Source organism: Solwaraspora sp. WMMD406 (assembly GCF_029626025.1).
GTDB lineage: Bacteria > Actinomycetota > Actinomycetes > Mycobacteriales > Micromonosporaceae > Micromonospora_E.
Genome location: NZ_JARUBF010000001.1, coordinates 4,641,316 through 4,668,281 on the forward strand (window position 1 = coordinate 4,641,316; position 26,966 = coordinate 4,668,281).

Annotated in this window: 29 protein-coding genes and 1 pseudogene; 7 read left to right on the plus strand and 23 right to left on the minus strand. The window is 70.6% G+C overall.

Annotated elements, in window-relative coordinates; all coding sequences use genetic code 11:
* Positions 1-46 precede the first annotated feature (46 nt).
* The 21 genes and pseudogenes from O7632_RS20300 to rpe form a co-directional block, all read right to left on the minus strand.
* A complete protein-coding gene (locus O7632_RS20300; RefSeq protein WP_278116534.1) occupies positions 47-475 on the minus strand; it encodes a hypothetical protein in 429 nt (142 codons plus the stop codon).
* Positions 476-665: 190 nt separating this feature from the next.
* Positions 666-3,245, minus strand: a complete 2,580-nt coding sequence (locus O7632_RS20305; RefSeq protein ID WP_278116535.1) for a phenylalanine--tRNA ligase subunit beta — start codon at positions 3,243-3,245, stop codon at positions 666-668.
* A 3-nt stretch (positions 3,246-3,248) separates the two neighbouring features.
* Positions 3,249-4,310 (minus strand): phenylalanine--tRNA ligase subunit alpha, encoded by a 1,062-nt coding sequence (gene pheS / locus O7632_RS20310; RefSeq protein WP_278116536.1) that lies wholly within the window; start codon positions 4,308-4,310, stop codon positions 3,249-3,251.
* 167 nt (positions 4,311-4,477) lie between these two features.
* A complete protein-coding gene (locus O7632_RS20315) occupies positions 4,478-5,413 on the minus strand; it encodes an RNA methyltransferase (protein ID WP_278116537.1) in 936 nt (311 codons plus the stop codon).
* Between the two features lie 39 nt (positions 5,414-5,452).
* Positions 5,453-5,845, minus strand: a complete 393-nt coding sequence (rplT, locus tag O7632_RS20320; protein ID WP_278116538.1) for a 50S ribosomal protein L20 — start codon at positions 5,843-5,845, stop codon at positions 5,453-5,455.
* A gap of 33 nt (positions 5,846-5,878) precedes the next feature.
* Positions 5,879-6,073, minus strand: coding sequence for a 50S ribosomal protein L35 (gene rpmI / locus O7632_RS20325; RefSeq protein WP_278116539.1), 195 nt, complete (start codon positions 6,071-6,073; stop codon positions 5,879-5,881).
* A gap of 19 nt (positions 6,074-6,092) precedes the next feature.
* Positions 6,093-6,710 (minus strand): translation initiation factor IF-3, encoded by a 618-nt coding sequence (infC, locus tag O7632_RS20330; protein WP_278116540.1) that lies wholly within the window; start codon positions 6,708-6,710, stop codon positions 6,093-6,095.
* Positions 6,711-7,120: 410 nt separating this feature from the next.
* On the minus strand, positions 7,121-7,630 hold the full coding sequence (locus tag O7632_RS20335) for a PH domain-containing protein (protein ID WP_278116541.1): 510 nt from the start codon (positions 7,628-7,630) through the stop codon (positions 7,121-7,123).
* Positions 7,615-8,700 (minus strand): DMT family transporter, encoded by a 1,086-nt coding sequence (locus O7632_RS20340; RefSeq protein ID WP_278116542.1) that lies wholly within the window; start codon positions 8,698-8,700, stop codon positions 7,615-7,617. The genes O7632_RS20335 and O7632_RS20340 overlap by 16 nt, the downstream gene beginning before the upstream one ends.
* 121 nt (positions 8,701-8,821) lie before the next feature.
* Entirely contained in the window at positions 8,822-9,622 is an 801-nt protein-coding gene (locus O7632_RS32265) for a hypothetical protein (protein WP_347403638.1), read from the minus strand.
* 36 nt (positions 9,623-9,658) lie between these two features.
* Positions 9,659-9,994, minus strand: a pseudogene (locus O7632_RS32270) (hypothetical protein); the annotation flags it as partial.
* Between the two features lie 438 nt (positions 9,995-10,432).
* A complete protein-coding gene (hisG, locus tag O7632_RS20350) occupies positions 10,433-11,281 on the minus strand; it encodes an ATP phosphoribosyltransferase (RefSeq protein WP_278116544.1) in 849 nt (282 codons plus the stop codon).
* Between the two features lie 48 nt (positions 11,282-11,329).
* Complete coding sequence (locus O7632_RS20355) at positions 11,330-11,611, minus strand: phosphoribosyl-ATP diphosphatase (RefSeq protein ID WP_347403639.1); 282 nt, start codon at positions 11,609-11,611, stop codon at positions 11,330-11,332.
* A gap of 97 nt (positions 11,612-11,708) precedes the next feature.
* Complete coding sequence (locus tag O7632_RS20360) at positions 11,709-12,830, minus strand: Gmad2 immunoglobulin-like domain-containing protein (RefSeq protein WP_278116546.1); 1,122 nt, start codon at positions 12,828-12,830, stop codon at positions 11,709-11,711.
* Entirely contained in the window at positions 12,830-13,354 is a 525-nt protein-coding gene (locus tag O7632_RS20365; RefSeq protein ID WP_278116547.1) for a SigE family RNA polymerase sigma factor, read from the minus strand. Before O7632_RS20365 ends, O7632_RS20360 begins: the two co-directional genes overlap by 1 nt.
* Before the next feature lie 134 nt (positions 13,355-13,488).
* The gene (gene ribH / locus O7632_RS20370; protein WP_278116548.1) at positions 13,489-13,965 is read right to left on the minus strand and encodes a 6,7-dimethyl-8-ribityllumazine synthase; all 477 of its coding nucleotides are present in this window, start codon (positions 13,963-13,965) and stop codon (positions 13,489-13,491) included.
* Positions 13,965-15,257 carry a bifunctional 3,4-dihydroxy-2-butanone-4-phosphate synthase/GTP cyclohydrolase II gene (locus O7632_RS20375; RefSeq protein ID WP_278116549.1) on the minus strand — a complete coding sequence of 431 codons (1,293 nt, stop codon included), beginning with the start codon at positions 15,255-15,257 and terminating at the stop codon, positions 13,965-13,967. The genes ribH and O7632_RS20375 overlap by 1 nt, the downstream gene beginning before the upstream one ends.
* A complete protein-coding gene (locus O7632_RS20380) occupies positions 15,254-15,889 on the minus strand; it encodes a riboflavin synthase (RefSeq protein ID WP_278116550.1) in 636 nt (211 codons plus the stop codon). The genes O7632_RS20375 and O7632_RS20380 overlap by 4 nt, the downstream gene beginning before the upstream one ends.
* Before the next feature lie 4 nt (positions 15,890-15,893).
* Entirely contained in the window at positions 15,894-16,955 is a 1,062-nt protein-coding gene (gene ribD / locus O7632_RS20385; RefSeq protein WP_278116551.1) for a bifunctional diaminohydroxyphosphoribosylaminopyrimidine deaminase/5-amino-6-(5-phosphoribosylamino)uracil reductase RibD, read from the minus strand.
* Positions 16,956-17,437: 482 nt separating this feature from the next.
* The gene (locus O7632_RS20390; RefSeq protein ID WP_278120232.1) at positions 17,438-18,409 is read right to left on the minus strand and encodes a response regulator; all 972 of its coding nucleotides are present in this window, start codon (positions 18,407-18,409) and stop codon (positions 17,438-17,440) included.
* Positions 18,397-19,077: a ribulose-phosphate 3-epimerase gene (gene rpe, locus O7632_RS20395; RefSeq protein WP_278116552.1), complete on the minus strand. Its 681-nt coding sequence runs from the start codon at positions 19,075-19,077 to the stop codon at positions 18,397-18,399. Before rpe ends, O7632_RS20390 begins: the two co-directional genes overlap by 13 nt.
* Positions 19,078-19,334: 257 nt before the next feature.
* Between rpe and O7632_RS20400 the strand changes: the two genes are divergently transcribed.
* The 5 genes from O7632_RS20400 to O7632_RS20420 all read left to right on the plus strand — a co-directional run bounded on the left by O7632_RS20400 (position 19,335) and on the right by O7632_RS20420 (position 22,495).
* Positions 19,335-20,321 (plus strand): septum formation family protein, encoded by a 987-nt coding sequence (locus tag O7632_RS20400; RefSeq protein ID WP_278116553.1) that lies wholly within the window; start codon positions 19,335-19,337, stop codon positions 20,319-20,321.
* Positions 20,322-20,339: 18 nt separating this feature from the next.
* Positions 20,340-21,299, plus strand: coding sequence for a septum formation family protein (locus O7632_RS20405; protein ID WP_278116554.1), 960 nt, complete (start codon positions 20,340-20,342; stop codon positions 21,297-21,299).
* A gap of 377 nt (positions 21,300-21,676) precedes the next feature.
* Positions 21,677-22,057, plus strand: a complete 381-nt coding sequence (locus tag O7632_RS20410; RefSeq protein WP_278116555.1) for a hypothetical protein — start codon at positions 21,677-21,679, stop codon at positions 22,055-22,057.
* Positions 22,054-22,266, plus strand: coding sequence for a hypothetical protein (locus O7632_RS20415; RefSeq protein ID WP_278116556.1), 213 nt, complete (start codon positions 22,054-22,056; stop codon positions 22,264-22,266). Before O7632_RS20410 ends, O7632_RS20415 begins: the two co-directional genes overlap by 4 nt.
* A 31-nt stretch (positions 22,267-22,297) precedes the next feature.
* Entirely contained in the window at positions 22,298-22,495 is a 198-nt protein-coding gene (locus O7632_RS20420) for a hypothetical protein (protein ID WP_278116557.1), read from the plus strand.
* A gap of 92 nt (positions 22,496-22,587) precedes the next feature.
* Here O7632_RS20420 and O7632_RS20425 read toward each other — a convergent pair whose 3' ends face one another.
* Together O7632_RS20425 and O7632_RS20430 are read right to left on the minus strand one after the other, a co-directional pair.
* Positions 22,588-23,274, minus strand: a complete 687-nt coding sequence (locus tag O7632_RS20425) for a Crp/Fnr family transcriptional regulator (protein WP_278116558.1) — start codon at positions 23,272-23,274, stop codon at positions 22,588-22,590.
* A gap of 69 nt (positions 23,275-23,343) precedes the next feature.
* Positions 23,344-23,880, minus strand: a complete 537-nt coding sequence (locus O7632_RS20430) for a hypothetical protein (protein WP_278116559.1) — start codon at positions 23,878-23,880, stop codon at positions 23,344-23,346.
* Between the two features lie 169 nt (positions 23,881-24,049).
* Between O7632_RS20430 and O7632_RS20435 the strand changes: the two genes are divergently transcribed.
* A complete protein-coding gene (locus tag O7632_RS20435; protein WP_347403640.1) occupies positions 24,050-24,865 on the plus strand; it encodes a hypothetical protein in 816 nt (271 codons plus the stop codon).
* The gene (locus tag O7632_RS20440; protein ID WP_278116561.1) at positions 24,862-26,955 is read left to right on the plus strand and encodes a hypothetical protein; all 2,094 of its coding nucleotides are present in this window, start codon (positions 24,862-24,864) and stop codon (positions 26,953-26,955) included. The genes O7632_RS20435 and O7632_RS20440 overlap by 4 nt, the downstream gene beginning before the upstream one ends.
* Positions 26,956-26,966: the final 11 nt, after the last annotated feature.

Genomic DNA, 26,966 nt, shown 5'->3' on the forward strand with positions numbered 1-26,966 from the left:
TTCGATCGGCGGCTGCCCTGCGTCGGCGGCGAAGACCAGCTCACCCCTACCCGAGCGGCGTCATCCGGACCAGGATCAGCAGACCCGAGACCGCACCCAGCAGCGCGGCGACGAAGCCGAAACCCTCCCGTACGTGCCGGGCCACGTCCCGGCTCCGATCCGCCGGCACTGCCACGCCCGGCCCTTTCCGGCGGTCGCCGGCAGGAGTCCGTGGTTGCGCGCCGAGCAGCCGCTCGAGCTTGTCGAGGCGGTGCAGGTGGCAGCCGACCAGCAGACCCGGCCCCAGGTACGGGCAGTCGCCGTCGTGCCACAGTGGCTCACCGCAGCGCGCGGGAACGGCGAGGACCGCGTACGGCAGCCCGACGGTGAGCAGCAGAAACCAGCCCCAGTGCGGCTGGCCGGTGGTGAACGCGGCCACCGCCAGCGCGGCTGTCGACGCGCCGGCGACCAGACGCGTCGTCCGCCATTGAGGCATCCCCGCATCCTAGTCGGAGGGTCCATTCACACTTCGCCCAACCTCGGTTCGCCACTGGAGCACAGCGTGAGTGCACTGTGCACGGTGGGTCCGTGCGGGTTGAGCGGCATTCGGCTGGCATCGCTGGCGGTCCCGGCCCGGTCCGCCCGTCGTCGCGGCGGACCGGGCCGGGACCCCGGCGTCGGTACGGTCAGGCGCCGCGCAGGGTGGCGCCGAGCCGGGCAGCCGCCTCGGCGACCGCGCCGTCGCGGGCCGCCACCGCCTCATCCACGGTCAACGTACGGTCCGGGGCCCGGAACACCAGCTTGTACGCCAGGGACTTACGCCCGGCGCCGAGCTGCTCCCCGGCGTACACGTCGAAAAGCCGGACCGATTCGAGCAGCTCGCCGGCACCGGCGACCAGGGCGGCGCGGACCTGCGCCGCCGGGGTGGCCTCGTCGACGACCAAGGCGACGTCGATCAGCGCCGGCGGGAAGCTGGAGAAGTCCGGCGCCGGCACGACCGGAGCCGGCGGCACCGCGTCCAGGTCCAGCTCCATCGCGCAGGTACGCCGGGGCAGTTCCAGCGCGGCGACCGCCGCCGGGTGCAACTCCCCGGCGTGGCCGACGACGACCCCGTCGACCAGCAGTTCGGCGCAGCGGCCGGGATGCCAGGGGGCGTACTCGCCGGCCCGGACCTCGACCCGGTCGGCCGGGACACCGGCGGCGTCGAGCACCACCCGGCTGGCTTCGACGGCGTCGGCCCAGCCGGCCGGGCGTCCAACGCCCCACCAGCCGCCCGGCTCCACCTCACCGGCGAGCACGACGGCGACGTGCCACGGCTGGTGCGGTACGGCGGCGTCGGCGGCGGCGAACACCTCGTCGTCGGGTCGGTCGTCGACGCCCATCGCCGGTGGCGCGGCCGCACCCGGCCGGGGTTGGAACACCACGCCGATCTCGTAGAGGGCGACGTCGCGCTGTCCCCGGCCGATGTTGCGCCGCAACGTGCCCAGCAGCGGCGGCAGCAGGCTGGTCCGCAGCAGCGGGTCGGTGTCGGCCAGCGGGTTGGCCAGCCGGACCGCGTCGCGGCGCGGGTCGTCGGCGGGCAGCCCCAGGTCGTCGGCGGCCTGCGGGGAGACGAACGGGTAGCAGAGCGCCTCGACGTGGCCGGCTTCGGCCAGCGCCCGCGCCACCGACCGGCGACGCCGCTGGGTGGCGGTGAGTCCGCGTCCGGCCGGGGCCGGCGGCAACACGCTGGGCACGTCGTCGTAGCCGGCCAGCCGGACCACCTCCTCGACCAGGTCGGCCGGGTCGGTCAGGTCGGGCCGCCAGCTCGGCGGGGCGACGACCAGCGGTGCCGCGCCGTCGTCGGGGGCCGAGGCCGCCGAGGTGGCGGTGGCCGCCCCGGTGGCGACGGCGCTGGCGCTGGCCACCCCGGCCCTGGCGCCGGTGGCGACGGTGCAGCCGACGGCTTCCAGCAGTTCGACGACCCGCTGCGGCGGGTACGCCACCCCGACCCGGCGGCCGGGCAGCCCGGCGTCGATCACGATCGGGGCCGGCGGGGCGACGTGGTCGATGTCGAGGATCTCCGCCCCGGCTTCGCCGCCAGCGTACTCGGTGAGCAGCCGTACGGCGCGGTCGACGGCGACCAGCGGCAGCGCCGGGTCGACGCCGCGTTCCCACCGCTTGGCGGCCTCGCTGAACAGCTTGTGCCGCCGGGCGGTGCGGCCGACCATCACCGGGTCCCAGTGGGCGGCCTCGAACAGCACGGTACGGGTGTCGGCGACGACCTCGCTGGTCTCGCCGCCCATCACGGCGGCGAGCGAGATCGGCCCGGTGTCGTCACAGATCACCATGTCCTCGGCGTCGAGGACCCGGGCCACCCCGTCCAGGGTGGTCAGCTTCTCCCCCGCGACCGCCCGGCGTACCACCAGCGGGCCGGCGAGCCGGTCGGCGTCGAAGGCGTGCATCGGCTGGCCGAGTTCGAGCATCACGTAGTTGGTGATGTCGACGGCGAGGCTGATGCTGCGGACCCCGGCGGTGGTCAGCCGGCGCACCATCCACTGCGGCGACGGCACGGTCGGGTCGACGCCGCGCACCATCCGGGCGGTGAACCGGTCGCAGCCGACGGTGTCGCGCACCTCGACCGGGTACGCCGGGGCGGCGGTGGCGCCGGGTGCGTCGATCGCCGCCGGGTCCCGCCACGGTACGCCGAGCGCCTGGGCGAGTTCCCGGGCGATCCCGCGCACCGACATGGCGTACCCCCGGTCGGGGGTGATCTCGACGTCGACCACGACGTCGTCGAGGCCGACGACGGGCCGGGCGTCGTCGCCGGGCGCGGCGGTGACGTCCGGGGGCAGCACGATGATGCCGGCGTGGTCGTCGCTGACGCCGAGCTCGCGGGCGGAGCAGATCATGCCGTTGGAGTTGCGCCCGTAGGTCTTGCGGGCGCCGATGGCGAAGCCGCCGGGCAGCACCCCGCCGGGCAGGATGACGACGACCTTGTCACCGGGGGCGAAGTTGGTGGCGCCGCAGACGATCTCCTGCGGTTCGCCGGTGCCGTTGGCGGTGCCGACGTCGACCCGGCAGAACCGGATTGGTTTCTTGAAGCCGGTGAGTTCCTCGATCTCGCGGACCTCGCCGACGACGAGAAAGCCGGTGACGGTGCCGGCCAGGTCGACGATCGACTCGACTTCCAGACCGAGGCCGACGAGGGCGTCTTCGAGTTGCCGCGTCGTCAGGTCGGCGGGCAGGTCGACGTGTTCACGCAGCCAGGAGAGTGCGATCCGCATGACTCAGACCTCCATCCCGAAGGCGCGGGTGAACCGCACGTCGCCTTCGACCATGTCGCGCATGTCGCTGATGCCGTGGCGGAACATCAGGGTGCGTTCGATGCCCATGCCGAACGCGAATCCGGAGTAGACCTCCGGGTCGATGCCGCAGGCCCGCAGCACCCGGGGGTTGACCATGCCGCAGCCGCCCCATTCGACCCACCGGGGGCCGTCGCGGTGCTGCGGGAACCAGACGTCGAACTCGGCGGACGGCTCGGTGAACGGGAAGTAGTGCGGCCGCCAGCGGGTCCGGGCGTCGGCACCGAACATCGCCTGGGCGAAGTGGTCGAGGGTGCCCTTGAGGTGCGCCATGGTGATGCCCCGGTCGACGACGAGCCCTTCGACCTGGTGGAACACCGGGGTGTGGGTGGCGTCGAGTTCGTCGGTGCGGTAGACCCGCCCCGGGCAGACCACGTAGATCGGCGGGGTGCGGGTCAGCATGGTGCGGGCCTGCACCGGTGAGGTGTGGGTGCGCAGCACCAAACCGGGCAGGTCGAGGTGGAAGGTGTCCATCAGGCCGCGTGCCGGGTGGTCGGGGCTGATGTTGAGCGCGTCGAAGTTGGTCCACTCCAGCTCGGCCTCGGGGCCTTCGGCGATCTCGTAGCCCATGCCGACGAACAGGTCACCGATGCGTTCCATCAGGGTGGTCAGCGGGTGCCGGGCGCCGCGCGGGCGGCGGTCGTACGGCAGGGTGACGTCGACGCGTTCCTCGGCGAGGACGCGGCGGGCCCGTTCGGCTTCGAGCGCGACCTGACGGGTGTCGTACGCGGCCTGGACGGCGGCGCGGGCCTCGTTGACCCGTTTGCCGGCGTCGGCCTTGGCCGCCGGCGGCAGGGCACCGATCTCGCGGCGGGCCAGCGCGATCGGGGCGCGGTCGCCGAGGTGCTGGTGGCGCAGCGCGGTCAACGCGTCCAGGTCGGCGGCGGCGGCGAACGCCTTCTCGGCGGCGGCGACCGCACCGGCGAGCGCGGTCGGGTCGAGCAGCGCGACCTGCTTCGGATCGTATGGGTCGTTGCGGTAGGTCATGACGTGCGGGCACTCCCTCGCGGCGTGCGGTCACCGGGGCCGATGACCGGCAAGAGTCTACGGACGCGCGGCGCTGCCGCAGCCCGCCGGTGGGAGAAGGCGCAGGAGAGGGTCCGCTCAGCCCTGCCGCCCGCCGCGACCGGCGGGCTGGCTAAACATGGGGGCGGTCAACACGAGGACTCCCTGGATCGTTGCGCTCTGGCCGAAGTGTACAGGCAGACGGCGGCGGCGGCAGCCAGGTTGAGGCTCTCGGCCCGGCCGTGCAGCGGTACCCGTACCCGCGCGTCGGCTCGGGCGGCGAGCGGGTCGGCCAGCCCGTGGGCCTCGGATCCGAACAGCCAGGCGGTCGGGTCGCGCAGGGTCCCGTCGTCGGCGAGGTCGTCGAGGTCGGTGTCGCCGTAGCCGGTGGCGGCGAGCACCCGCAGCCCGGCGGCGCGCAGGGCGTCGACGACGTCGTCGGGGTCGGGGTGGCGGACCACGTCGACGTGGAACAGGCTGCCGGCGCTGGCCCGGACACATTTGCCGTTGTAGGGGTCGACGGCGGCACCGGCGAAGACCACGGCGGCGGCTCCGGCGGCGTCGGCGGTCCGCAGGATAGTGCCGGCGTTGCCGGGATCCCGGACCTCGGCCAGCACGGCGACCAGCGTGGGTCGCCGGCGCAGCGCCGCGTCCAGGGTGACGTCGAGGTGGTCGCAGACGGCGACGACGCCCTGCGGGGTGACGGTTTCGGTGAGCGCGGCGAGCGCGTCGTCGGTCACCGTGGAGACGGTCACGTCGGCGCGGGTGGCGGCGGCGACCAGATCGGCGTGCCGGTCCAGGCCGGCGGCGCTGCCGAACAGCTCGCGGGTGACCCCGGGGGTGGCGAGCGCTTCGCGGACGGCTTGCGGGCCTTCGGCGAGGAAGCGCCGCGTGGTGTCGCGGTCGCGGCGGCGCAGCAGCCGCCGGGCGGCCACGATCCTGGGGGTACGGGTGGTGAACCCGGCCGGATCCGATCCCACGTGCGCCGGGCCGGTCCGGCCCGGGCCGGCGGGCGTCGGGTCGACTCGGCCGGTGCCAGTCGCCGGGGCATGAGTGAGGCGTCCGGCGGGCCGTGGTGCGGACATGCCGGACGCCTCGTTTCGTGCCACGTGCGGGTCAGCCGGTCAGGCGGCCTGGGCCGCCGCACCGCCGGTGCCTTCGGCGGCGACCGCGGTGCGGGCCACCTCGACGATGCCGGCGAAGGCGGTCGGGTCGTTGACCGCCAGGTCGGCCAGGATCTTGCGGTCGACCTCGACACCGGCCAGCTTCAGGCCCTGGATGAGCCGGTTGTAGGTCATCCCGTTGGCGCGGGCCGCCGCGTTGATCCGGGTGATCCACAGCTGCCGGAAGTCGCCCTTGCGGTCGCGACGGTCCCGGTAGGCGTACTGCATCGAGTGCAGCACCTGCTCCTTGGCCTTGCGGTAGAGCCGGGACCGCTGGCCCCGGTAACCGCTGGCGTCATCCAGCAGGGTGCGGCGCTTCTTCTGGGCGTTGACAGCCCGCTTGACGCGTGCCATTTCACCTACTCCTTCAGGTCAGTGGCGCGCGCGTCAGCGGCCCAGCAGCTTCTTGATGCGCTTGACGTCGGCCGGAGACACCTCGACGGTGCCGGTGAGCCGACGGGTCCGGGTGGAGGGCTTCCCCTCCAGCAGGTGGCGCTTGCCGGCCTGCTCGGACAGGATCTTGCCCCGGCCGGTCACCTTGACCCGCTTGCCCATGCCGGAGTGGGGCTTCATCTTTGGCATTTGTCGCGTCTCTCCCCTGTCACTCGCCGGTGGTGCCGGCGGGTTCGGCCGCTGCGGCCGGTGGTGCCTCGACGGCACCGGCGTCGCGCTGCTCCCGGGTCGGACCGACCCGGGCCGCTGTTGCGGCGGCGGCTGCGGCCTTGGTGGCCCGGTGCGGGGCCAACACCATGATCATGTTCCGGCCGTCCTGCTTCGGAGCGGCCTCGACGTACCCCAGGTCAGAGATCTCCGATTCGAGCCGGCGCAGGAGCCGGTAGCCCAGCTCCGGGCGGCTCTGCTCACGACCCCGGAACATGATCGTGACCTTGACCTTGTCGCCGGCCTTGAGGAACCGCACCACGTGACCCTTCTTGGTCTCGTAGTCGTGCGGATCGATCTTGGGCCGGAGCTTCATTTCCTTGATGACGGTCTGCTGCTGGTTACGCCGCGCTTCGCGCGCCTTGAGTGCGCTCTCGTACTTGAACTTGCCGAAGTCCATGAGCTTGCACACCGGCGGGCGCGCCATCGGCGCAACCTCAACCAGGTCCAGGTCGACGTCCGCGGCCAGCTGCAGGGCCCGCTCCAGTGGGACGATGCCCACCTGCTCACCCTCCGGACCGACCAGTCGGACCTCACGTGCCCGGATCTGCTCGTTCACGCGTGGTTCGACGCTGATGGGGCCTCCTCGAGTCCGTTTCTCCGTAGTCTCGTCGACCCCGGACACGCACCCCGGCGGGGGCGCCCCGGGAAAGCAGAAGGCCCTGGCGCATGCCAGGGCCCGCTCGACCGGTCGATGACGCCGGAGGCGTCGACTCGACGGCGGACATAGCCGCCGTGAGTGACCGGACCCGACCGCCGAGTTCGCGGTACGGGTGGGAGCGGGCGCTCCGCTTTCTCGACTGTCGCCGGATGACCGGCTCCCGGTGGTGACGACCCCGGCGAAGAACATCTGACGGGCTCGACCGTGACCTGGAGCCGCCACCGGTGACAGCGTGGTCGACCCGCCAAGCCTACCAGGTCGGTGACTTAGCCGGGAATCGAACCGGCGTCAACCCGCGCCGACGTACCTCAGCCCGCCCGGGTGGCCGGCCGCCGCCCGGCACCGCCCCGACCATCGGCGCTGCCCCTGCCGGCGCCATACGACGTGTGCAGCGCCCGCAACGCCCGGACGGCGTCGACCGCGTGCTGCCGGTCGACCGCCTGCAGGGCCAGCACCGGCACCGTCTCGTCGTCGTCGAGTTCGATGCTGGCCCAGGCGGCGTCGCGGTCGAAGCGCACCGCCCGGATCACCGACCAGGGCAGCTCGTAGGAGCGGAACACGTTACGTACCCGGACCCCGGCGGCGTCGGCCTCGACCCGGGGACGGGTGAACAGCAGGATCACGGCGGCACCGACCAGGCCGAGGCCGATCATCGCGAACTGGTCGCCGCGCTGAAAGCTGCCCATGTTGCGACCGGTGGAGCCCTCCAACCCGAAGCTGATCGCCGTGAAGAGCAGCACCAGAGCCGCCGCCAACGACCAGCAGGTCACCCGGATCCGACGCGGGCGCGCCGACACGCTCGTCACTTCGTCCGCCATCTGATCGAGTCTGCCATCCTCCGACGGGTCCCGTCCCGCACCCCGGCGGTCCCCCGACCGGACACCAGCACCGCCGCCACGATCAAGCCGGCCCCGGCCAGCAGGCCGACACCGACGCCGGGACCGTCCGGACGCAGCACGTCGATCAGCAGCGCCCCGATCAGCTGGCCGCCGACCACTCCGAGTCCGGTCCGCAGCACCCCGACCGACCGCACCCCGACGAGCAGCGCGACCATCACCATGACACCGAACAGGCCGCCCAGGTAGAGGAACCAGTCCCCCGGCCAGCCGCCGCGCGCCACGGCACCGGACGCGCCGAGCACGACGGCCACGCCGAGCACCATCGGGGTGGCGACGGCGAAGTTGACCACCGTGCCGGCGGCGGTGGTACTGGCCGCCGAGACCCGGCCGTTGAGCGCCGACTGGATCGCCACGGCGAGTCCACCGGCCACCGCCAGCGCCACCAGGCCGACGGCCAGCTGCCCGACCGGGCGACCGATCTGGGCCACCGCGACCGCCCCGATCCCGAGCAGGGCGCCGGTCAGCCGGGGACCGGAAAGGGCCAGCCGGCCAGCCGGGGCGAGACCGGTCCGGTCCACCGCCAGCCCGCCGACGCTGGTGCCCGCCACCTGCGCGATGGTGAACACCGCCACCCCGAGCACCGGTACGGCGTACGTGGCGGCGATGACGAGGAAGCCGCCGCCGATCCCGCCCAGGTAGGTCCACCACGGCAGCCGGGCCCGCCGCAGCGTCCGCAGCCCGGCCCGCATCGACGGTACGAGCAGCAGTCCGCAGACGATCAGCGACGACCCGCCGATGTTGTTGACCGCCGCGCCGACGACGGCGTTGCCCATCCGGGCCCCGAGTTCGGCGTTGACCGCGCTCTGCGACGCCGACGCGACCCCACCGAGCGCGGCGACGATCAGGGCAAGCCAGGGCGGCACCACCCTGGCCGGCACCGCTGGCGGGACCGCCGGGACGACCGATGCCGGTCCGGCCGATGCTGGTCCGACCGGCTCCGGGCGCGGCGCCGCCGACGCGGCGGGCTCGGAGCGGGCTGGTCGACGCACCCGCCCACTCTCACAGCCCACCCGGCTGGTGTCTGTGACGGACATCGCCGCCGGCTCGGGTGGGCGTCAGCTCGACCGATCGGCGTCTCCGCACGCCATGAGGCCATGGACGGAAGCCTCGTCATGGCATGGCGTCGAGGTGTTCCCATGGAGACCAATCACCGTCCTGGAACCACCTGTGCACAAGTCGATCGACCCTGTCGACAGCAAACACATCAACCCGACCTGGCGACCACGAACACGCAGTAGGCGGAGAACCCAACGTACCGCCCAAATGCTCCCAGCCCGACCACTCACCATTCACATACCACTTATGCACCAACTGACCAGAACCACCACGAGCAAACACATCAAGACGCCCCGGCCCCTGCGACGTGACAGCCGGAGCAGACGTCAACACACCACCAAGATGAGACCAACCAGACCACGACGAACCATCAAACCACTTATGCACCAACTGGCCAGAACCACCACGAGCAAACACATCAAGACGACGCTCCGCCCACGACGCCGCAGCCGGAGCAGACGTCAACACACCACCAAGATGAGACCAACCAGACCACGACGAACCATCAAACCACTTATGCACCAACTGATCAGAACCACCACGAGCAAACACATCAAGACGACGCTCCGCCCACGACGCCGCAGCCGGAGCAGACGTCAACACACCACCAAGATGAGACCAACCAGACCACGACGAACCATCAAACCACTTATGCACCAACTGGCCAGAACCACCACGAGCAAACACATCAAGACGACGCTCCGCCCACGACGCCGCAGCCGGAGCAGACGTCAACCCACCACCAAGACCCTCCCACCCGAACCAACCATCATCGAACCAGCGATGCGCCAACGCCCCACTACCCGCCCGCGCGAACAGATCCAACCGCCGTACACCCCACGCACACACCCCCACCCCGTCAACCAACGACGAGCCATCTACGAGCCGGCGAGCCTCGTCGATAAGGCTGAGCGCTACTGCTTCGGACTCGTCGTATCGCTCTGGAAAGGCAGATCGCTGTACGGCCTGCGCTATCTGCCCGGCAGTCGCCGACGGATGATCGGCTGCCCAGGGAATCGCCCGGGTAAAGAAGGAACCCGAGGCGAAGGCGACGTCCAGAATCTGCTCAGGCGTCCCCCAGCCCTGTGAAGGTCGCTGTTGGAAGACTCCGAGGGAATCCCGGTCACCGCAAGGAAGGTTGTTCATTCGGGACTCGACCCAGCCCGCCTCGAATGCCGAGAGCATGACGCGGCTACTGGCACCCAGATCGACCCCGACCCGGTAGACAATCGCAATGACCTCCGGATCATGAGTCGCGGGTATCGAAGTGCATTCGGCGATGCTGACGTCAGCGGCGGCGGTCGGCCTGCCACCGAACACCGCCATTCCGATACCGCCGGTCGCGGCTAGCGCCAAGATCCCACGACGGGTGTATGCGGTCACGCCTATCGACCCTGGCCATTCAAGAGATCAGCGACACACTCCGGCTGCCGCAGGCTGGCCTGAACCGGCGCGGAGGAGAGAGCGATGGCAGCTACCGCCAATGTCGGCACCATCATCAGCGACCTGCGATTGACCTGCGGCAAATCCCTTTGTCTCTTCAGCATGGTGATGTACACCCCGCAACCAACACGCCTGGGCAACATATTGACTGTGATCACGGTACCAGCCCGGACCACCGAGGTACAGCAGTCCTTCGATGTTTACCTATCGCGCCGGGACGGGTCAGAGGCGACAGGCGTGGATCGAGGTGACCAGGATGGCGCGGGCGCCGACCTCGTACAGCTCGTCCATGATCCGGTGGACCTCGGCGCGGCGGACCATCGCCTGCACCGCCGCCCAGCCTTCCCGGTGCAGCGGCGAGATGGTCGGCGACTCGATGCCCGGGGTCAACGCGCTCGCCTGTTCCAGCAGGTCGGCACGCACGTCGTAGGCGAGCATCACGTACCGGCGGGCCACCAGGACACCCTGCAGGCGACGGATCAGCTGGTCGGCCTGCCCGGTGGTGGGGGTCGCGGCCGGGTGCACCAGCACCGCCGAGGAACGCAGGATCGGCTCGCCGACGGTGACCAGGCCGGCCTGGCGCAGCGTCGCGCCGGTCTCCACCACGTCGGCGATGACGTCGGCGACGCCGAGCCGGATGGCGTTCTCCACCGCGCCGTCGAGCCGGATCACCTCGGCTTTGAGGCCGTGTTCGCCCAGGTAGCGTTCGACCACCCCGGGGTACGCGGTGGCGATGCGTCGCCCGGCGATCTCGTCGGGCACCCGGGTCAGGGTCTCGGGGCGGGCGGCGAACCGGAACGTCGCCCCGCCGAAGTCCAGGTCGAGCAGTTCCTCGGCCGGGCTGGCCGAGTCGATCAGCAGGTCCCGGCCGGTGATGCCGAGCTCCAGTTCGCCGGTGCCGACGTAGGTGGCTATGTCGCGGGGGCGCAGGTAAAAGAACTCGACGTCGTTGGCCTCGTCGCGGCAGACCAGGTCCTTGGGGTCGGTGCGTTGGCGGTAGCCGGCCTCACGCAGCATGTCGGCGGCCGGTCCGGACAGGGTGCCTTTGTTGGGTACGGCGATGCGCAGCATCTCGGTCTCGCTCCTGATCGATCGGGGGTGCACGGTCGCGAGGGCGGGTCAGAGATGTCGGTAGACGTCTTCGAGTTCCAGTCCGGTGGCCAGCATCAGCACCTGCGCCTGGTAGAGCAGTTGGGAGATCTCCTCGGCGGCCCGCTGCGGGCTCTCGTGCTCGGCGGCCATCCACGCCTCGGCGGCTTCCTCGACGACCTTCTTGCCGATGGCGTGTACCCCGCGCTCCAGCGCGGCCACCGTCGACGAGCCGGGCGTACCGGCTGCCGCCTTGGCCTGTAGCTCGGCGAACAGCTCCTCGAACGTCTTCACGGTGCCTGATTGTGGCAGCCGGACCTCGGGCCGGTCGGCACCGGGTCCGCACCGGTCCACCAGCTGATCACCGTACGGCGGTCAGGGCCGGCGCCGTACGACGGTCAGCGTGCCGTCACCGTACGGTGATCATCGCGTCGACGAGGTAGCGGTCGCTCCCGTCCTCGACCAGCGACTCTTCGTACGCCTCGACCAGGTAGTCGCCGGGCGGCAGGGTGAGCGCGACGGTCGCCTCGCCCCGCCCGGGTGCCCCGTCGTCGAGGGTGACGTGGCGCTGGTGGACGATCCGGTCCCCTTGGCGGACCCGCAGCTGTGCGGTGGCCTCGTTGACGCTGCCGGCGAGGTGCACGGTGAAGGTTCGCCCGACCGTGTCGCCGTGCTGCGGTTCGATCAGCCAGAGCGCGGCCAGGGTGTCGAACGCCCGTCCTTTGACGATCTCGTCGCGGGTGTCGACGTGACCCCAGAGCCGGTCCACGGGTTCCCCGTCGAGCAGGAGTCGGATCCGGGGGTCGCCGCCGACGACTCCGGCGACGGTCCAGGCGAGTTGCTGCACGGCGGCGTCGGCCCCGGCCGCGTCGAGGTTGGCGACGTCGGCGCCGCTGATGTTGACCCCGACGATGTCGTACTGGGTCCAGACGCTGGTCAGGCTGGCACCGATCGGCCAGAGGGTGCGGTAGTCGGGGTCGCGCAGCCGCTCGCCGGTGAGCATTTCGCCGATCACGGCCCGCAACTCGCCGAGGGTGCTGCGGCTGGTCAGGTCGAAGCGGTGGAACTCCCGGTAGAGCCGGGGCCGGCCGTCGACCTCGCCGACGTAGTAGACCGGCAGGGTGGCGACAGCCGTACCGGCGCGCTCGCCGGCCGCGCCTGCGGTGGCGGTGGCGGACGTGGCGCCGGGGGCGGACGGGTCGCCGGGGGCAGCGGACGGTGCGACGGAGGCGGGGGCCGGGGCGGAGGCGGAGGTCGCCGGGTCGGCGGTGGCCGCGCCCGGACGCTGGCCGGGTGGGCCCGGGGTGCCGATCGGCGACAGACCGACCATGACTCCGACCATGGTGGCGGCGACGGTCGCGGCGGCGGTGGCGATCAGCGTCGCCGGCAGCCGGCGACGGCGTCGGACGGCGATCCGGTCGCGGATGGCCGCCAACGCGGCGTCAGGTCCGGCGTCGACCCGGTCCGCCTGTGCCCGTAGCGCCTGGCGCAGCAGGTCGGCGTGGCGGGTGGCCGTATCGTCGTGGTCCATCACAGTCCGTCCAGGCTCGTGCGCAGCGCCGCGATGCCGCGCGCGGTGTGGCTTTTCACCGCGCCCCGGCTGACTCCCATGATCTCGGCGGTCTGCGCCTCGGACAGATCGACGTAGTAGCGCAGGACGATCGCTTCCCGTTGCCGGGGCGGCAGGGCGCGCAGCGCGGTGACGACGTCGTCCTGGCGCAGCTGATCCAGGGCACCCGCTTCGGCGCTCGGGGCGTCGGGTTCGGGCCGGGCGGCGGCCAGGTGTGCCTGCACGACCCGGCGGTGCCGCATCGCCGACCGGCACTTGTTGACCACGGTGACCCGCAGGTAGCCCAGGGCCTTGTCGGCGTCCCGGAGCCGCCACCAGCGGCCGTGCAGCGCGACGTAGGCGTCCTGCACGATCTCCTCGGCCATCGCCGGCTCACGCAGCAGCAGGGTGGCCAGGCGTACCAGCGGACGGTAGTGCGCGGTGAACAGGCGGGTGACCGCTTCGTCCGCCGCCCACGCCGATGGCTGTGTCCGCTGTCGCGGCATCGTCCTCCCCGCGCGCAGGTCAGAGGCCAGTTCGGGTGTCACGCCAGCTACGACGTGTCAGCTCCGCGTCTGGTTTACCGCGCGGACGGCCAGAACGTGACGGGTCAGTGACAGGAAGCGGGACCGCCGGTCGTTCAGGTCGGCGGCAGGGCGCGCAACGCGAGCGCGGCATCGAGTACGGCGACCATCGCCGACCACCCCTTGTCCTCGATCGAGTCGGGTAGTCCGGCCCGTTCGGCGGCCTGGTCGATGGTGTCGACGGTGAGCACTCCGTGCCCGACCGGCGTGGCTTCGTCGAGCGACACCCGGGTCAGTCCTTCGGTCACCGATGTGCAGACGTAGTCGAAGTGGGCGGTGGCACCCCGTACCACGACGCCGAGGGCGACCACCGCGTCACAGCGCCGGGCCAGGGCCTGGGCCAGGACGGGCAGTTCGACCGAGCCGGCGACCCGGGCGACCTGTACGCCGGCGACCCCGCAGGCGTCGGCGGCGGCCAACGCCCGGCTGAGCATGACGTCGACCAGTTCGCCGTGCCATCGGGCGGCGACCACCCCGACGGTCAGGTCCCGGGCGTCGACGGTGGTGACTCCTGGTTCTCCGAAACCGGCCACTATGCCCGTCCTCCCGCGATCCCGGTGGTCTCGATCTCGTCGAGTCCCTGCAGCAGGTGCCCCATCCGGTCGCGTTTTGTCCGCAGGTAGCGCAGGTTTTCCGGGCGCGGATGGATGGTGAGCGGTTCCCGGTGGAGCACTGTCACACCGTGGGCTTCGAGGCCGTCGACCTTGGCCGGGTTGTTGGTGAGCAGCCGTACCGACCGCACCCCGAGGTCGTGCAGGATCTGCGCGCCGGTGCCGTAGTCGCGGGCGTCGGCGGGCAGCCCGAGGGCGAGGTTGGCGTCGACCGTGTCGCGGCCCTGGTCCTGCAGGTGGTAGGCGTGCAGCTTGTCCGCCAGGCCGATGCCGCGCCCCTCGTGGCCGCGCAGGTAGAGCACGATGCCCCGGCCTTCGGCGGCGACCAGCCGCAGGGCGGTGTCGAGCTGCGGCCCGCAGTCGCAGCGCAGCGAACCGAAGACGTCGCCGGTGAGGCATTCGGAATGGACCCGGACCAGCACGTCGTGACCGTCGCCGGCTCTCCCGGCTCCCCCGCCGCTGACGTCACCACCGTCGCCGACGTCGCCGAGGACCAGCGCGATGTGTTCGGCGGGGTCGTGCGCGACGCGGTAGCCGACCGCCCGGAACTCGCCGTACGGCATCGGTAGCCGGGCCTGCGCCACCCGTTCCACATGGCTTTCGGTGCGCCGCCGGTGGGTGATCAGGTCGGCGATGGTGATCAGGGTGAGGCCGTGGTCGGCGCAGAACTTCTCCAGGTCGGGCAGGCGCATCATGGTGCCGTCGTCGTTGACGAGTTCGCACAGCACCCCGGCGGGTCGCAGCCCGGCGAGCCGGGCCAGGTCGACGGCGGCCTCGGTGTGGCCGGGCCGGTGCAGGACACCGCCGGCGCGGGCCCGCAGTGGCACGACGTGCCCGGGGCGGGACAGGTCGGCGGCGCTGGTGGCCGGGTCGGCGAGCAGTCGCATGGTGTGTGCGCGGTCGGCGGCGGAGATCCCGGTGGTGACGCCCGCCCGGGCGTCGACGGTGACGGTGTACGCGGTGCCCCGCCGGTCCTGGTTGGTGTGGTACATCGGCGGCAGGTCGAGTCGGTCGCATTCGGTTTCGGACAGGGACACGCAGATGAAGCCCGAGGTGTGCCGCACCATGAAGGCGACCTGGGCGGCGGTGGCGTGTTCGGCGGCGAAGATGAGGTCGCCTTCGTTCTCCCGGTCGGCGTCGTCGACGACCACGACGGGCCGGCCGACGGCCAGGTCGTCGAGAGCCTGCGCGATGGTGCCGAACCCGGCGGTCACCGCGCCGCCCCGCTTGCGCTGACCTGCTTGGCCACGTACTTCGCGATCACGTCGACCTCCAGGTTGACCGGTGCCCCGACCGGTTTGTTGCCGAGGGTGGTGAGCTGCAGGGTGGTGGGGATGAGTCCGACGGTGAACCAGCCGGGGTCGTCTCCCGGGGCGGCGGGATCGCCGTCGTGGACCCCCGTCACGGTCAACGAGACTCCGTCGACGGCGATGGACCCTTTCTCGACGACGTAGCGGGACAGGCCGCCCGGCAGGCTGATCCGCACCTGTTCCCAGCGGTCCGCCGGGGTGCGGTCGACGATGACGCCGACCGCGTCGACGTGGCCCTGCACCAGGTGCCCGCCGAGGCGGGTGGCGAGGGTCGCGGCCCGTTCCAGGTTGACCGGATCGCCGGTCCGCAGACCGCCCAGGGAGCTGCGGTCGAAGGTCTCCTTCATCACGTCGACGGTGAACCGGCCGCCGTCACCGACGTCGACGACGGTCAGGCAGACACCGTTCACGGCGATCGAGTCGCCGTGCCGGGCGTCGGCGGCGACCAACGGGCCGTGCAGGGCGAGGACCGCGCTGTCGCCGTGCCAGTCGAGTGTGCCGGCTGTGCCCAGCTCCTCGATGATCCCGGTGAACATCGACTCAGCCCTCTTTCTGCCGGGGTACGGCGGTGATCCGCAGGTCGGGGCCGACCTGGGTGACGTCGACGACGGTCAGCTCGATCGCATCGGCGATGGTCGGCACGCCGGCGTCGCCGAGCGCGGCGGCCCCGGAGCCGAGCAGTTTGGGTGCCAGGTAGCCAACGATCCGGTCGACCAGGCCGGCACGCAGGAACGCCCCGGCGAGCACCGGTCCCCCTTCGAGCAGGGCGGACCGGACGCCCCGGTCGTACAGTCGGGTCAGCAGCGCGGACAGGTCGACCCGGCCGTGGTGGTCGGTGCCGACGTCGGCGGCGGTGGCGATCCAGGTGGGGGCGGCGGCGTCGCGGACCCGGGCGTCGACCGGGGTACGTCCGGCGCTGTCCACCACGACGCGCAGCGGCTGGCGGATGGCGAGGGCGCCGTCGCGCGGGTCACGGACGGTGAGCCGGGGATCGTCGGTGCGGACGGTGCCGACCCCGGCGATGATCGCGTCGACGGTGCCGCGCAGGGCGTGCACGTCGGCGCGGGCCGCCTCCGAGGTGATCCACATGCTGGTGCCGTCGACGGCGGCGGACCGGCCGTCGAGTGTGGCGGCGTACTTCCAGGTCAGGTAGGGGCGTCTGCGGCGTACGGCGGTCAGCCAGGCGATGTTGGCGGCCTCGGCCTCGTCGGCGCGCAGGCCGAACTCGACGGCGATCCCGGCGGCGCGCAGGGTGTCGGCGCCGCCGGCGGCGACCGGGTTGGGATCGGGTACGGCCAGCACGACGGTGGCGACGCCGGCGTCGGCGAGCGCGGTGGAGCAGGGGCCGGTCCGGCCGACGTGGTCGCACGGTTCGAGGGTGACCACGGCGGTGCCGCCCCGGGCCCGGTCGCCGGCCTGGGCGAGGGCGACGATCTCGGCGTGTGGGCCGCCGGCGTAGGCGTGGAAGCCTTCGCCGACGACGTGCCCGGCGGGGTCGAGGATGACGCAGCCGACGATCGGGTTGGGGCTGGTGGCGCCGAGGCCGCGCACAGCGAGGCCGATGGCGCGACGCATCGCCTCGTCGGTGGTCAGGCTCGCCATGACCGGTCCCTCTTCTCCTGGCCTGCCGTCGTGGCGCGCGGCGGGCGGGAGGCGTCACCGGGCCCGAAGGTGGGCGGCCGGCGACAGCGGGCGGCGGCGTACACCCGGGGGTGGCCATGGCGGCCTAGCCCCGGGTCGCTGAGCGGGCAGGCGTACGTGAACACGCCAGCGCGCAGCGTCCGTCCCCGCGCGCTGTCTCCCATCCGGACTGTCTGGACCGGTCAGTGCCGGGATCGACACTGCCTGGCCCAACCGTCGGCCCTGGGGTCTCACCAGGTCCACCGGGCGTCGTTACCGACGACCGGGTCGCGGGCTACCACGGCTCGGGCCGTGGATCACCGCCGGTTCGGAATTTCACCGAGTCCCGCCAGCGCGTGGTGGGTGCTGTACCTGAGAGTCTTACACGAATCCCGGGACCGGCCGCCAGCGACGCGGCCCAGGTCACAACTGTCGGGTTTCCGACAGTTGTGCCCCGCCGCTGGTCAGCCGCTGGACAACCGCCGGTCGACCGCGATGAACGAACCCGGTTGGCTCTTGGCGACCGATTTCATCTCGTTTGCCACCGTGATGATGTCGCGGGGGTCGCTGAACCGACGCGGGCCGGCCGAGACCGCCACCCCGACCGACAGGGTGACCAGCGCGGCCTTCTGCAGGTTGCCCCGCCGGTCCTTGACCTCGACGTAGCCGCGTCGCGCGTCGGTGGGATCGTAGAGTTCGTCGGCCACCTTCTCGAAGTCCACGATCGCCTGCTCGATGATCGGTCGGACCTGCTCCGGCGTGCAGACCACCACGAAGTCGTCGCCGCCGATGTGGCCGAGGAACGCCGGCGGCAGCCCGATCGACACCACCGCCCGGTGCAGGCATCGCGCCAACGCGGAGATGAACTCGTCGCCGCGGCCGAACCCGTACACGTCGTTGACGCTCTTGAACCGGTCGATGTCGATGTAGCCGACGGCGTAGTCGGTGCCGCTCCGGACCCGGTCGGTGATCTCCCGACTGACCCGGGTGTTGCCGGGCAGCCCGGTCAGCGGCGACACCTCACGGTATTCGCGGTTACGGCGCAGAGTGGAGATGACCCGGGCCATCAACTCCGAGGTGTCGAAGGGTTTGACCAGATAGTCGTCGGCCCCGGCGGTCAACCCGAGCACCTTGTCGACGGTCATGCCCTTGGCGGTGAGCATGATGATCGGCAGGGCGGCGGTCATCGGGTCGGCGCGCAGCCGGCGGGTGAGTTCGAGCCCGCCGATACGCGGCATCATCAGGTCGACCACCGCCAAGTCGGGACGCTGCCGCTCGATCGCGTCGAGCGCTTCCTGGCCGTCGTGCGCGAGCAGCACCTCGAATCCCTGCAACCGCAGGTTGACCTCGACGAACCGGGCTATGTCGACGTCGTCGTCGACCACCAGGATGAGGTCGGGGCGCGGTTGCGCCCCGTCGGGGCTCACCACTGGCAGGCGGTCCGCTCGGCGAGTTCCCGCAGCTTGCGGACCGCCTCGGCGGGATCCTCGGCACCGTAGACGGCGGTGCCGGCGACGAACGCGTCCGCGCCCGCTGCGGCGGCCTGTTCGATGGTCTCGGCGGCGATCCCGCCGTCGACCTCGATCCGCAGCTCCAGGTGGCCGCTGGCGACGTGCCGGCGGGCGGCGCGAACCTTGTCCAGCATTTCCGGGATGAACCGCTGGCCGCCGAACCCGGCCTTGATTGTCATGATCAGCAGGGTGTCGAAGCTGGGCAGCAGGTCGAGATAGGGCTCGACGGGTGTGTCCCGGTCGATCGCCAGACCGGCCTTCGCACCGGCCGACCGCAGTTCCTTGGCCAACGCCACCGGGTCGTCGCAGGCTTCGGCATGAAAGGTGACGTTGTAGGCCCCGGCGTCGGCGTAGCCGGGCGCCCAGCGTCGTGGGTCGGTGATCATCAGGTGTACGTCGAACGGCAGGTCGGTGGCGGGCAGCAGACTCTGCACCACCGGGAGCCCGATGGTCAGGTTGGGCACGAAGTGGTTGTCCATCACGTCGACATGCAGCCAGTCGGCGGCCCCTTCGACCGCGCGGGCCTCCTCGGCCAGTCGGGCGAAGTCGGCGGCGAGGATGCTGGGCGCGATGATCGGCGCTGCTGCGGTCACCGCGCCAGTCTACGAACGTGAGCAAGAGTCCCACACACGCCACCGCAGATCAGCCCATGTCAGGCGGCGGATCCGCCGTACCGCCACTGGTGCGGGTGAGCCGTCCGCCCGGCGCGGCGCGGGCGGTGTCCGTCGACACGTCTGAGTCAGTCAGACAAGCGAGACCCGGCAGCCGGCGCGGTCCTCCGGATGTCGTAGCCTCGGCCGCCTGAACCACGACGGACAGGCGACAGTCAGACGACGGGAAGGCACGCATCATGGCGCGACGGCGCGACTCCGGTCGGTGGGGTGACTCCGGTCGGTGGGGTGACTCCCGTCAACGAGGCACCCGCCGGCAGGCCCGGGTCGGACTGGCCGCTGCGCTGCTGATGGTCGTGACACTCACGGCAGCGACCGGCTGCGCACTGCCGATGTCCGCTGACGGTAACCTCGCCAACGGCTGGCCGGCGTTCGACGAGCCGGTCCACCTCATGCCGGAGGCCGATGTCTGTCACCATCAGGTGACGGTCGTCGGCACCCGGCAGAACTACCGGCCGAGCAGCTGCGCCGGGTACCACGACCTGGAGACCGCGTACGTCGGCACGTTCGGCGACGATCCGAGCGTGACCGTTGACGAGAACGGCCCGGCGAACGGTCTGGTGCCGGCCAGGCGGGTCGCCCGCGCCGCGTGCGACGAGCGGGTCAACGAGTTCCTCGGCGGACCGTGGCGGACCGGCCGGTTCCGGCTGACGATCGTGACGCCGTCGGCGACTGCCTGGGATGGTGGTGCGCGCTGGTTCCGCTGCGACGTCGGCGTCACCGACACCCCCGACGGCTCGATCGTCGACTGGTACGGCTCGGCCAAGGGAGTGCTGGCCGTCCCCGGTCACGTGCTGCGCCTGGCCTGCTTCGGTTCCCCGGCGGTCGACGACGGCGAGGTCCTGACGGAGCCGATGTACTGCGACGCCCCGCACCAGGCAGAGTTCGTCGGCACCTACGTGGAGGACGAGCTGACGTACGACGACCTGGAGTCGAACGCCGACCAGGCGCACGCCCGGTGCCGCGCGGTGGTCGCCCGGTACGCGAAGGTGCCGAACGACGGCAACCTGGAGTACCGGGTCGGCACGATCTACAGCAATCCCGACCAGCTGAGCTGGGCGGAAGGCGAGTCGACGGTTCGCTGCTTCGCCTGGCGCTCCGATCCGCCGCTGATCCGGTCGGTGCGCGGCGGCGGCACCAGCGCCCTACCGATCCAGTACGAGTAGTCATCTAGGGAGCAGACGATGATGGCACCAGGGTGGCGGGGCACGCGACGACGGGAACGCTCATCGTCACCGCTGACGCGGATGGTCGCGGTGCTGGCCGCCGCGTCCCTGGCCGTGATCGCCGGCTGCGTACCGCCGCCGCAAGGGCTCGACGGCGACCTGACCGACGGTTGGGCCGCGTTCGACGCGCCGTCCACCTTCGTGCCGAAGGCCGGCGTCTGTCACCGCGAGGAGGCCGTCTCCGGCAGCGCGAAGTACTACCTGCCGGTGGACTGCGCCCGGCTGCACCGGGTCGAGACGGTGCACGTCGGTACCTTCACCGGCGCCGACGCACGGCGGCCGACCGCCCCGGTCGGGTTCGACCCGACGCGCGAAGCGGCCCGTACGGAGTGCGAGACGCACGCCACCAGGTTCCTGGGCGACCTCTGGCAGCACGGAGCGCTGCGGTTGACCGTGGTGATGCCGCCGCAGGTCGCCTGGGAGGCCGGGGCCCGCTGGTTCCGCTGCGACCTCGCCGAGGTCACGAGTGTGCTGCCGGACAAGGTGGTCCCTCGGACCGGGAGCCTGCGCGGCGCGCTGGCCGGCGACGCGCCACTGCTGCTGCGCTGTTACGAGCCGCTGTGGGACGACCGCGGGTTCGTGGGGGCGATGGAGCCGGTCGATTGCGGCCAGCCACACCGCAGCGAGTTCGTCGGGACGTTCGACCAAAGCACGCTTCCTCCCGTCGACCTCGACAATCCTGAATTGGAGGAGGAGCGGTTCCGTCAACGGTGTCTGCGGCTGGTCGCCGACTACGTGGGCCTACCGGTCGACGACGATCTGCCGGACCGGGTCGACGCGCACTGGTACCGGATCGACGACCGGTTCAGATATCAGGGTGACCCACGGATCCTGTGCTTCCTCTACCTGTGGACTGACTTTCCCCCGCTGACCCGGTCGGCCAAGGACGGCGGGCCCGCCCTGCTGCCGGTCCGGTGACGGGTGCGGCCGGTGGCTGGCTGGCGACGACTGTCGCCACTGGTGATCCGCACAGCCCCCGGAACCCAATGTTGATTTGTGGTTGATCCCGCAACGGGATCAACCACAAACGCAGTACGGGTGCCCGGCCCGGGAGCGTTGACGTCCGCCGGTGGTCACCTCGGCGGCAGGAAGCAGCGGCCGTCGGTTCAGCGGCGTAGTGCGGATCGCAGCCGTATGCCACCGGCGGCGCCGGGTACCGGCCCGGCGCGTCGAAGCAGAGGAACTCGTTACCGCCGAGTCCCGGACGAAATCCACAACCTTCGATCTCACCCCACGGCACGCAGACCTCCAGCATCTCGCCGTTCAACTCCGGAATGAACCGCAGCCCTTCCGAATTGAGCAGGATCGCCTTTCGCGGCAGCGCGCGCCTGATCTGCCGGGCGGCGAGGAGATCGGTCACCCCGTCCACGCCGATCACGATTCCGCCGACGAACAGCGCCACCCCGAGCGCGGCTCCGCCGATCTGCAGTACGGGCGCGGCGGACGCCCCCGTACCGACGCCGGGGTGCCAGCAGGATGCCCGGCTCCGTCGTCGGCGACACTCGCGGTCCCTCTCCCGCCGGTGTCGGCTCGACGACCTGCTGATCACGTTGATCGGCGCGGCCGGTAAAGCAGCGTGGAAGCTGCCGAAGGAGACCGCCGACCCGTTCGAACTCGCCGCACCGGAGGTGCGGAAGTTCGTCCGGGCCTGGCGCGACGAACACGGAGAGCGGTGAGCATCATGGCACTGACCAGGGCACAGGAGCAGACGATCATCAGACTGCTCCGCAAGGAGAACCGCGACAAGATCCAGAAGATCCTGCGTACCTCAGCCTCGTTCCTCAACTGGCTCGCCGACGTCATCGGCGCCGCCGACGAGATCTACCGGCGGGTCCGTACGGCGGTCGCCGATTTCCTACAGGACCTCCGCGGTCTGTTCCGCTGACCGACCGCCACGGGCGAGAGGAACCCATCCCATGTCCAACCTTTCGGCCGCCGAAGAGCGGCAGATCATCGAGATGCTCGGCAAGCTGAAAAAGAAGAAGCGCGTCGAGGTGATGCGCAACGTCACGGTCTTCCTCGCCTGGCTGCATGACGAGGCGCCGCGCCTGTGGTCGGCGGTCCGCAGCGCGATCCGCGCGGTCTGGGACTCGATCGTCGACTTCTTCTACTGACCCGCGCCCTTGATACCGACCCGCTTCTCGGCGTACCCGCGCATCGGCCTCCGGCGGTGGCACCCGCCGCCGTCGGCCGAAGCACAGAAACCTCATCCGTTGAATTTGGCGACTGAACGCAACGCCTCGCTGTCCCGTACGACGAAGCCCCGGTAGCGGATGGCGACGATGCCGTCCGCGCGGAGTCCGCTGAGTGCCTTTTGTGCGCTGACCTGTGCGGCCCCGCAGAGGGTGGCCATCTCATCCTGGGTCAACCGGATGTCGACGACGATGCCTTGCGGGCTCCGCCGTCCATAGGCGGCGGCAAGCTCCCACAGGACGCGGGCCAAGCGCACCCGCACCGTGTAGGCAGTGAAGTCGATGCGGCGCCGGTTGGCCCAGCGAAGACGGTCCGCGATGATCCCGGCCACGGTCAGCGCGGCGTCGGGGTAGTCGCGGAGGAATGCCATGAACTCGTTGCGGTGCACCACGCGGATGACCGATGGCCGGCAGGCGGTCACCGTCGCCGTCCTCGGCGTCTCGTTCAGTGCTGATATCTCACCGATGACGTCGCCGGAGACCCGGATCGACAACAAGGCGTGCCGACCGTCGGTCAACGCAGCCGTTACCTTGACGAGCGCGTCGTCGAGCAAGACCACGTAGGACTCTTCAGCGCCCTCATGGATCATGACCTGCGCTTCCTTCACGGACCGTCGGACTCCCGCCGACAGGAGACGTTTGCGCGTCGACGGCTGGAGCCGGGCCAGGAAGGTACCCGGCAACCAGGGAGCGTTGTCCATCTGTACCTCCTCGTAGTCAAGAAGACATCATTCACGCACAGCTTGCGTTTAGCCACCCTCCGCAGTCATTCAGGACATCGCACCCCCTGCGCCCCTGACCACCAGCAACCCGACGGCACCGCCCAGCACAACAAGGAACCAGGGCATAGAGTCATTGATCAATACAAACTTGGCCAATGCGATACGGGCTAGGGCTACCACGAAGTCCCAGGCCTCGTCCCGGTGCTGGTGGACAGCTGCGGGCGAAGGGCACCCGCCGGCCGCGACGAGGTCCGGGAAGCCGAACCGGTTGGTCCCTCCGGCTCCGGTCAGGCGCGGCCGCAGCGACATCGCGAGCCGCCAGGTGGTGACGGCACAGGCAACGGCCACGCCGGCCGTGAGAAAGATCGAGATAGCCACCACGACCGAGGGGCCGTCAAACATCGTCGGCAGCACCCGGTCGGCAACGGTCGCCGCGACGCCCCCTTCGGCCGCCAGCATGGCCAGCGCTTTCGCGTCCGCGTGTCTGATTGACGTTTGCAGCGAGGCCGCAGTGGCCAGACCCACCTGAAAATCACGCCACAGGTCCGGACCAGCGTCACTTATCGCGCTCTCGCTTCGCTCCATGCATCGAGTCAACGTGGAACCGATGTGAATCGACGCATCGGACTACCACTTGTCGCCCATGCGACTCTCGCCTCGATTACGTACTTTTATGGAATCTCCCTGCCCGCCGTTCTGTAGAGATAAGCATCGAACGGTTCGTCGCCAGGGAGAGATGGGGAACATGCCTTACATCAATGATCCGGACCGGCGTGTCCTGATCGCTGTGGACATGGAGTCCTACAGCCGCCGAGACAACGTCCTGCAGCATCGTGCGCAATTGGCCTTTCAGGAGGTCATGACGACAGCGTGCGGCGAGCTGGGCTTCGATCGCGCCAACTGGCAGGTCCAACAGGGGGGAGACGGCGAGCTCGCCATCCTCCCCCAGGGCACCAGCGAACGGGCGGTGCTGGCGCGGTTGACACCAGTCTTTGACCGACTTCTGCGCGAGACCAATCGTGGCCTCAGCAGCGAGGCTCGGATTCGCCTGCGGGTAGCTGTGCACGAAGGGCCGGTCCACTTGAACGGAGCGAACGGATTCCCGAGCGAGGCGGTCGTGACAGTCTGCCGTCTGGTCGACTCACCCCAGCTCAAGGCCGCGTTACGGCAGTTCCCGCAAGCAGCGGTCGCCCTCATCGTGTCGGACCGGCTCTACCAGGACATCGTTCGGCAATACCAGGACCTTCGACCGGATCACTTTCAGCGAGTGACCGCGCGCATCGCGGACAAGGACTTCGAGGCCGCCGCCTGGATCTACGTCCCGGGTGAGAGCCTCGCGCCAGCCTCCGCGCAACCAGAGGCGCTGGACCATGGGCCCGGCCAGCAGAACGATGGCCCCGGCGCCGGGGGGATCGACCATCGGCGACCCGGGCCTCGTCCGCGACCGGCGGGCGGTGCGCAGGTGTTCCGGGACAACCAGATAGGGGGTGTCGGTGCCATCGGTACCGGAAACGCCGTCTCGATATCGGGCCGACCGGAGGATCTCGACTCTTGGGAGTCGCCTCGATGACGGGCGCTATCCCTGGCCACGAGATGTCGTCGGAGCCGGAGGCCGATCTCCAGGACGAACCCGATCCGGAGTCCCTGTGGCTGGACCCGCAGGTCGGTGCGGAGCTGTACGGCGACGGGCTTTCCGCCTCCTACTCAGGGCTGCGCATCGGTGGGGTGGGCGCTGTCGGCATGGGCAACACGATCAAGATCGTGTACAACCTGGGTCGACCATCGGGGAGACCCGTTATCACCGACTTAGTGGGAGTCACCGATCTACTCACGGTGTACGTGCCGACTGCCGCAGACGATGAACTGGCGAGGAAGCTCAGCGAACGATCGGCGGTGTGTCTGGCTGGCAGGCCCGACACCGGCCGGTTCAGCACCGCGCTCGTGGCGCTGGCCCGACGCCACGGCCCGGACCAGACGCACGAGATCCTGCTACCCGACGATGTCGAGCCCGGCGTCCTCACCCAGGCCAGCGACAGAACCCTCAAGAAGGATCACGGGTACGTGCTCCGGCTACCGGGCGACACACACAGCCGGGTGATACCCATGCTCGCAGACCTCTTCCGACGTCGCGAGGCCAGCCTGCTGCTGATCCGTGACGACGAGGGCCGTGTGGGCGGACGGTCCGGTGCCGAGGTGACGCACCATCCTCCGGAACCGGTGGCTGTCTTCCACGCTCATCTGCATCGTCACCTGCGTGCCATGCCGAGGTCGTCCGAACCGGACCGAGAGCATGCCGTCAGCCGGTACCTCCAACACGAAAAGCTCACCGCCGCCCTACACAGCTGCTACGGGCCGCAAGAGGTGGTCTTCATCGCCGAGGCTGTCTGGGCAGCTCATCCGGCCGGCTCCGAGGACATTGAGCGGATCCTTGACAACTCCCAGCCGCGACGCAGGGTTCGCGCGGCGGAGATCCTCGCGACCAACCAGGACGGCACCGGCCACCGCCGGCAACGACGAATCGACCAACACGAGCGGGCTTTCCGGATCGCGTACGCCGTCTTCGCCCGCCGACCGCTGCACTACGTCTTCGAGGCGGCCAGCCTCCTGCTCGAGGAGATAGACGGCCAGGCCAAACGAGTCGACTGGGGACGGATGGCGCTGCAGTACTCCGTTTCGGAGCTACTCGGCCCCCTCCTCCAGGTGGATTGGCAGGAAAGCCGCGACGCCACGAACTCCCCCGGTGGATCATCACGCTCGGCGTGGCTGCGCGACGGTGCGATGCGGGGCGCGATCATCGAAGTGGCGTGGCACGAGTTCGACAGCACCCGGCCGGCTTTGATCAACTGGCTGAACACGCTGGCGACAAGGGGCGACGAGCCGATGCAGCGCGCAGCGGCAGAGGCCGCCGGACTACTCGCGCACCACGACTTCCTCCGGGTCTGCACCGAATTGGTCGATGAGTGGGCCGCGTCGCCGAAACGGCGGCTGCGTCAGGCAGCGGCGTGGACGATGGTCGCGGCGGACATGGGTGGCCAAGTGGGCCACCTTGTCCGTCGGCGGGTCCGTAGTTGGGCTGGTGGCAGGCGCAACTACCAGCGGGACGCCGCCGCGCGGGTCTACGCCAGCGGGCTGCGCCAGCCGGACGTCAGTTGGAGCCTGGCCGACCTGCGCCGCATCGCCCAGGACCCGATGCAACAGCACACCCGGACCGTGGCCAAAGGCGTGCGCCAGATCTACACCGTGCACAGCGCCGAGCACATCATCGGCGAGCTGGTGAACTGGTCGCAGGACCGTCAGCTGCAGCCACATGCCGCCTACGCCCTGATCGAAGTCGCCGAGCACGTGGACGACGACTCCCGTGGCGACGTACCCGACCTGCTGATCAGGTTCGCGGCGCAGCAAATCGACGGCGGCGGCCTCGTACGGCTCTGGCGGCTGGCGTTGCTCAGTCCGGGCCTTTCCCAGCGGGCGTGGCACACGTTCGGCCAGTGGCTGGCCAGGGCCGACGCCGATGACACCGTACGCAAGGCAGTCGCCTCGTTGGTCGCGGACCTCGCCGCCGACCCGTCCCTGCACCGTCGGATGGAGTTCAACCTTGCCCAGCTACCACGGTTCGACAGCGGGCTGCCGCGATGGCTCGACGTCGCGATGAGGAAGTGACGACATGACAG

Coding starts and splice junctions, on each gene's coding strand:
- pheS (WP_278116536.1), bottom strand. CDS start 4,310: ATGACCTACCGCAACGACCCATACGATCCGAAGCAGGTCGCGCTGCTC.
- rplT (WP_278116538.1), bottom strand. CDS start 5,845: ATGGCACGCGTCAAGCGGGCTGTCAACGCCCAGAAGAAGCGCCGCACC.
- O7632_RS20380 (WP_278116550.1), bottom strand. CDS start 15,889: ATGTTCACCGGGATCATCGAGGAGCTGGGCACAGCCGGCACACTCGAC.
- rpmI (WP_278116539.1), bottom strand. CDS start 6,073: ATGCCAAAGATGAAGCCCCACTCCGGCATGGGCAAGCGGGTCAAGGTG.
- O7632_RS20335 (WP_278116541.1), bottom strand. CDS start 7,630: ATGGCGGACGAAGTGACGAGCGTGTCGGCGCGCCCGCGTCGGATCCGG.
- O7632_RS20405 (WP_278116554.1), top strand. CDS start 20,340: ATGATGGCACCAGGGTGGCGGGGCACGCGACGACGGGAACGCTCATCG.
- O7632_RS20420 (WP_278116557.1), top strand. CDS start 22,298: ATGTCCAACCTTTCGGCCGCCGAAGAGCGGCAGATCATCGAGATGCTC.
- O7632_RS20300 (WP_278116534.1), bottom strand. CDS start 475: ATGCCTCAATGGCGGACGACGCGTCTGGTCGCCGGCGCGTCGACAGCC.
- O7632_RS20365 (WP_278116547.1), bottom strand. CDS start 13,354: ATGCCGCGACAGCGGACACAGCCATCGGCGTGGGCGGCGGACGAAGCG.
- O7632_RS20430 (WP_278116559.1), bottom strand. CDS start 23,880: ATGGAGCGAAGCGAGAGCGCGATAAGTGACGCTGGTCCGGACCTGTGG.
- ribD (WP_278116551.1), bottom strand. CDS start 16,955: ATGGCGAGCCTGACCACCGACGAGGCGATGCGTCGCGCCATCGGCCTC.
- O7632_RS20315 (WP_278116537.1), bottom strand. CDS start 5,413: ATGTCCGCACCACGGCCCGCCGGACGCCTCACTCATGCCCCGGCGACT.
- O7632_RS20400 (WP_278116553.1), top strand. CDS start 19,335: ATGGCGCGACGGCGCGACTCCGGTCGGTGGGGTGACTCCGGTCGGTGG.
- hisG (WP_278116544.1), bottom strand. CDS start 11,281: ATGCTGCGCATCGCCGTACCCAACAAAGGCACCCTGTCCGGACCGGCC.
- O7632_RS20305 (WP_278116535.1), bottom strand. CDS start 3,245: ATGCGGATCGCACTCTCCTGGCTGCGTGAACACGTCGACCTGCCCGCC.
- O7632_RS20360 (WP_278116546.1), bottom strand. CDS start 12,830: ATGGACCACGACGATACGGCCACCCGCCACGCCGACCTGCTGCGCCAG.
- O7632_RS20440 (WP_278116561.1), top strand. CDS start 24,862: ATGACGGGCGCTATCCCTGGCCACGAGATGTCGTCGGAGCCGGAGGCC.
- O7632_RS20425 (WP_278116558.1), bottom strand. CDS start 23,274: ATGGACAACGCTCCCTGGTTGCCGGGTACCTTCCTGGCCCGGCTCCAG.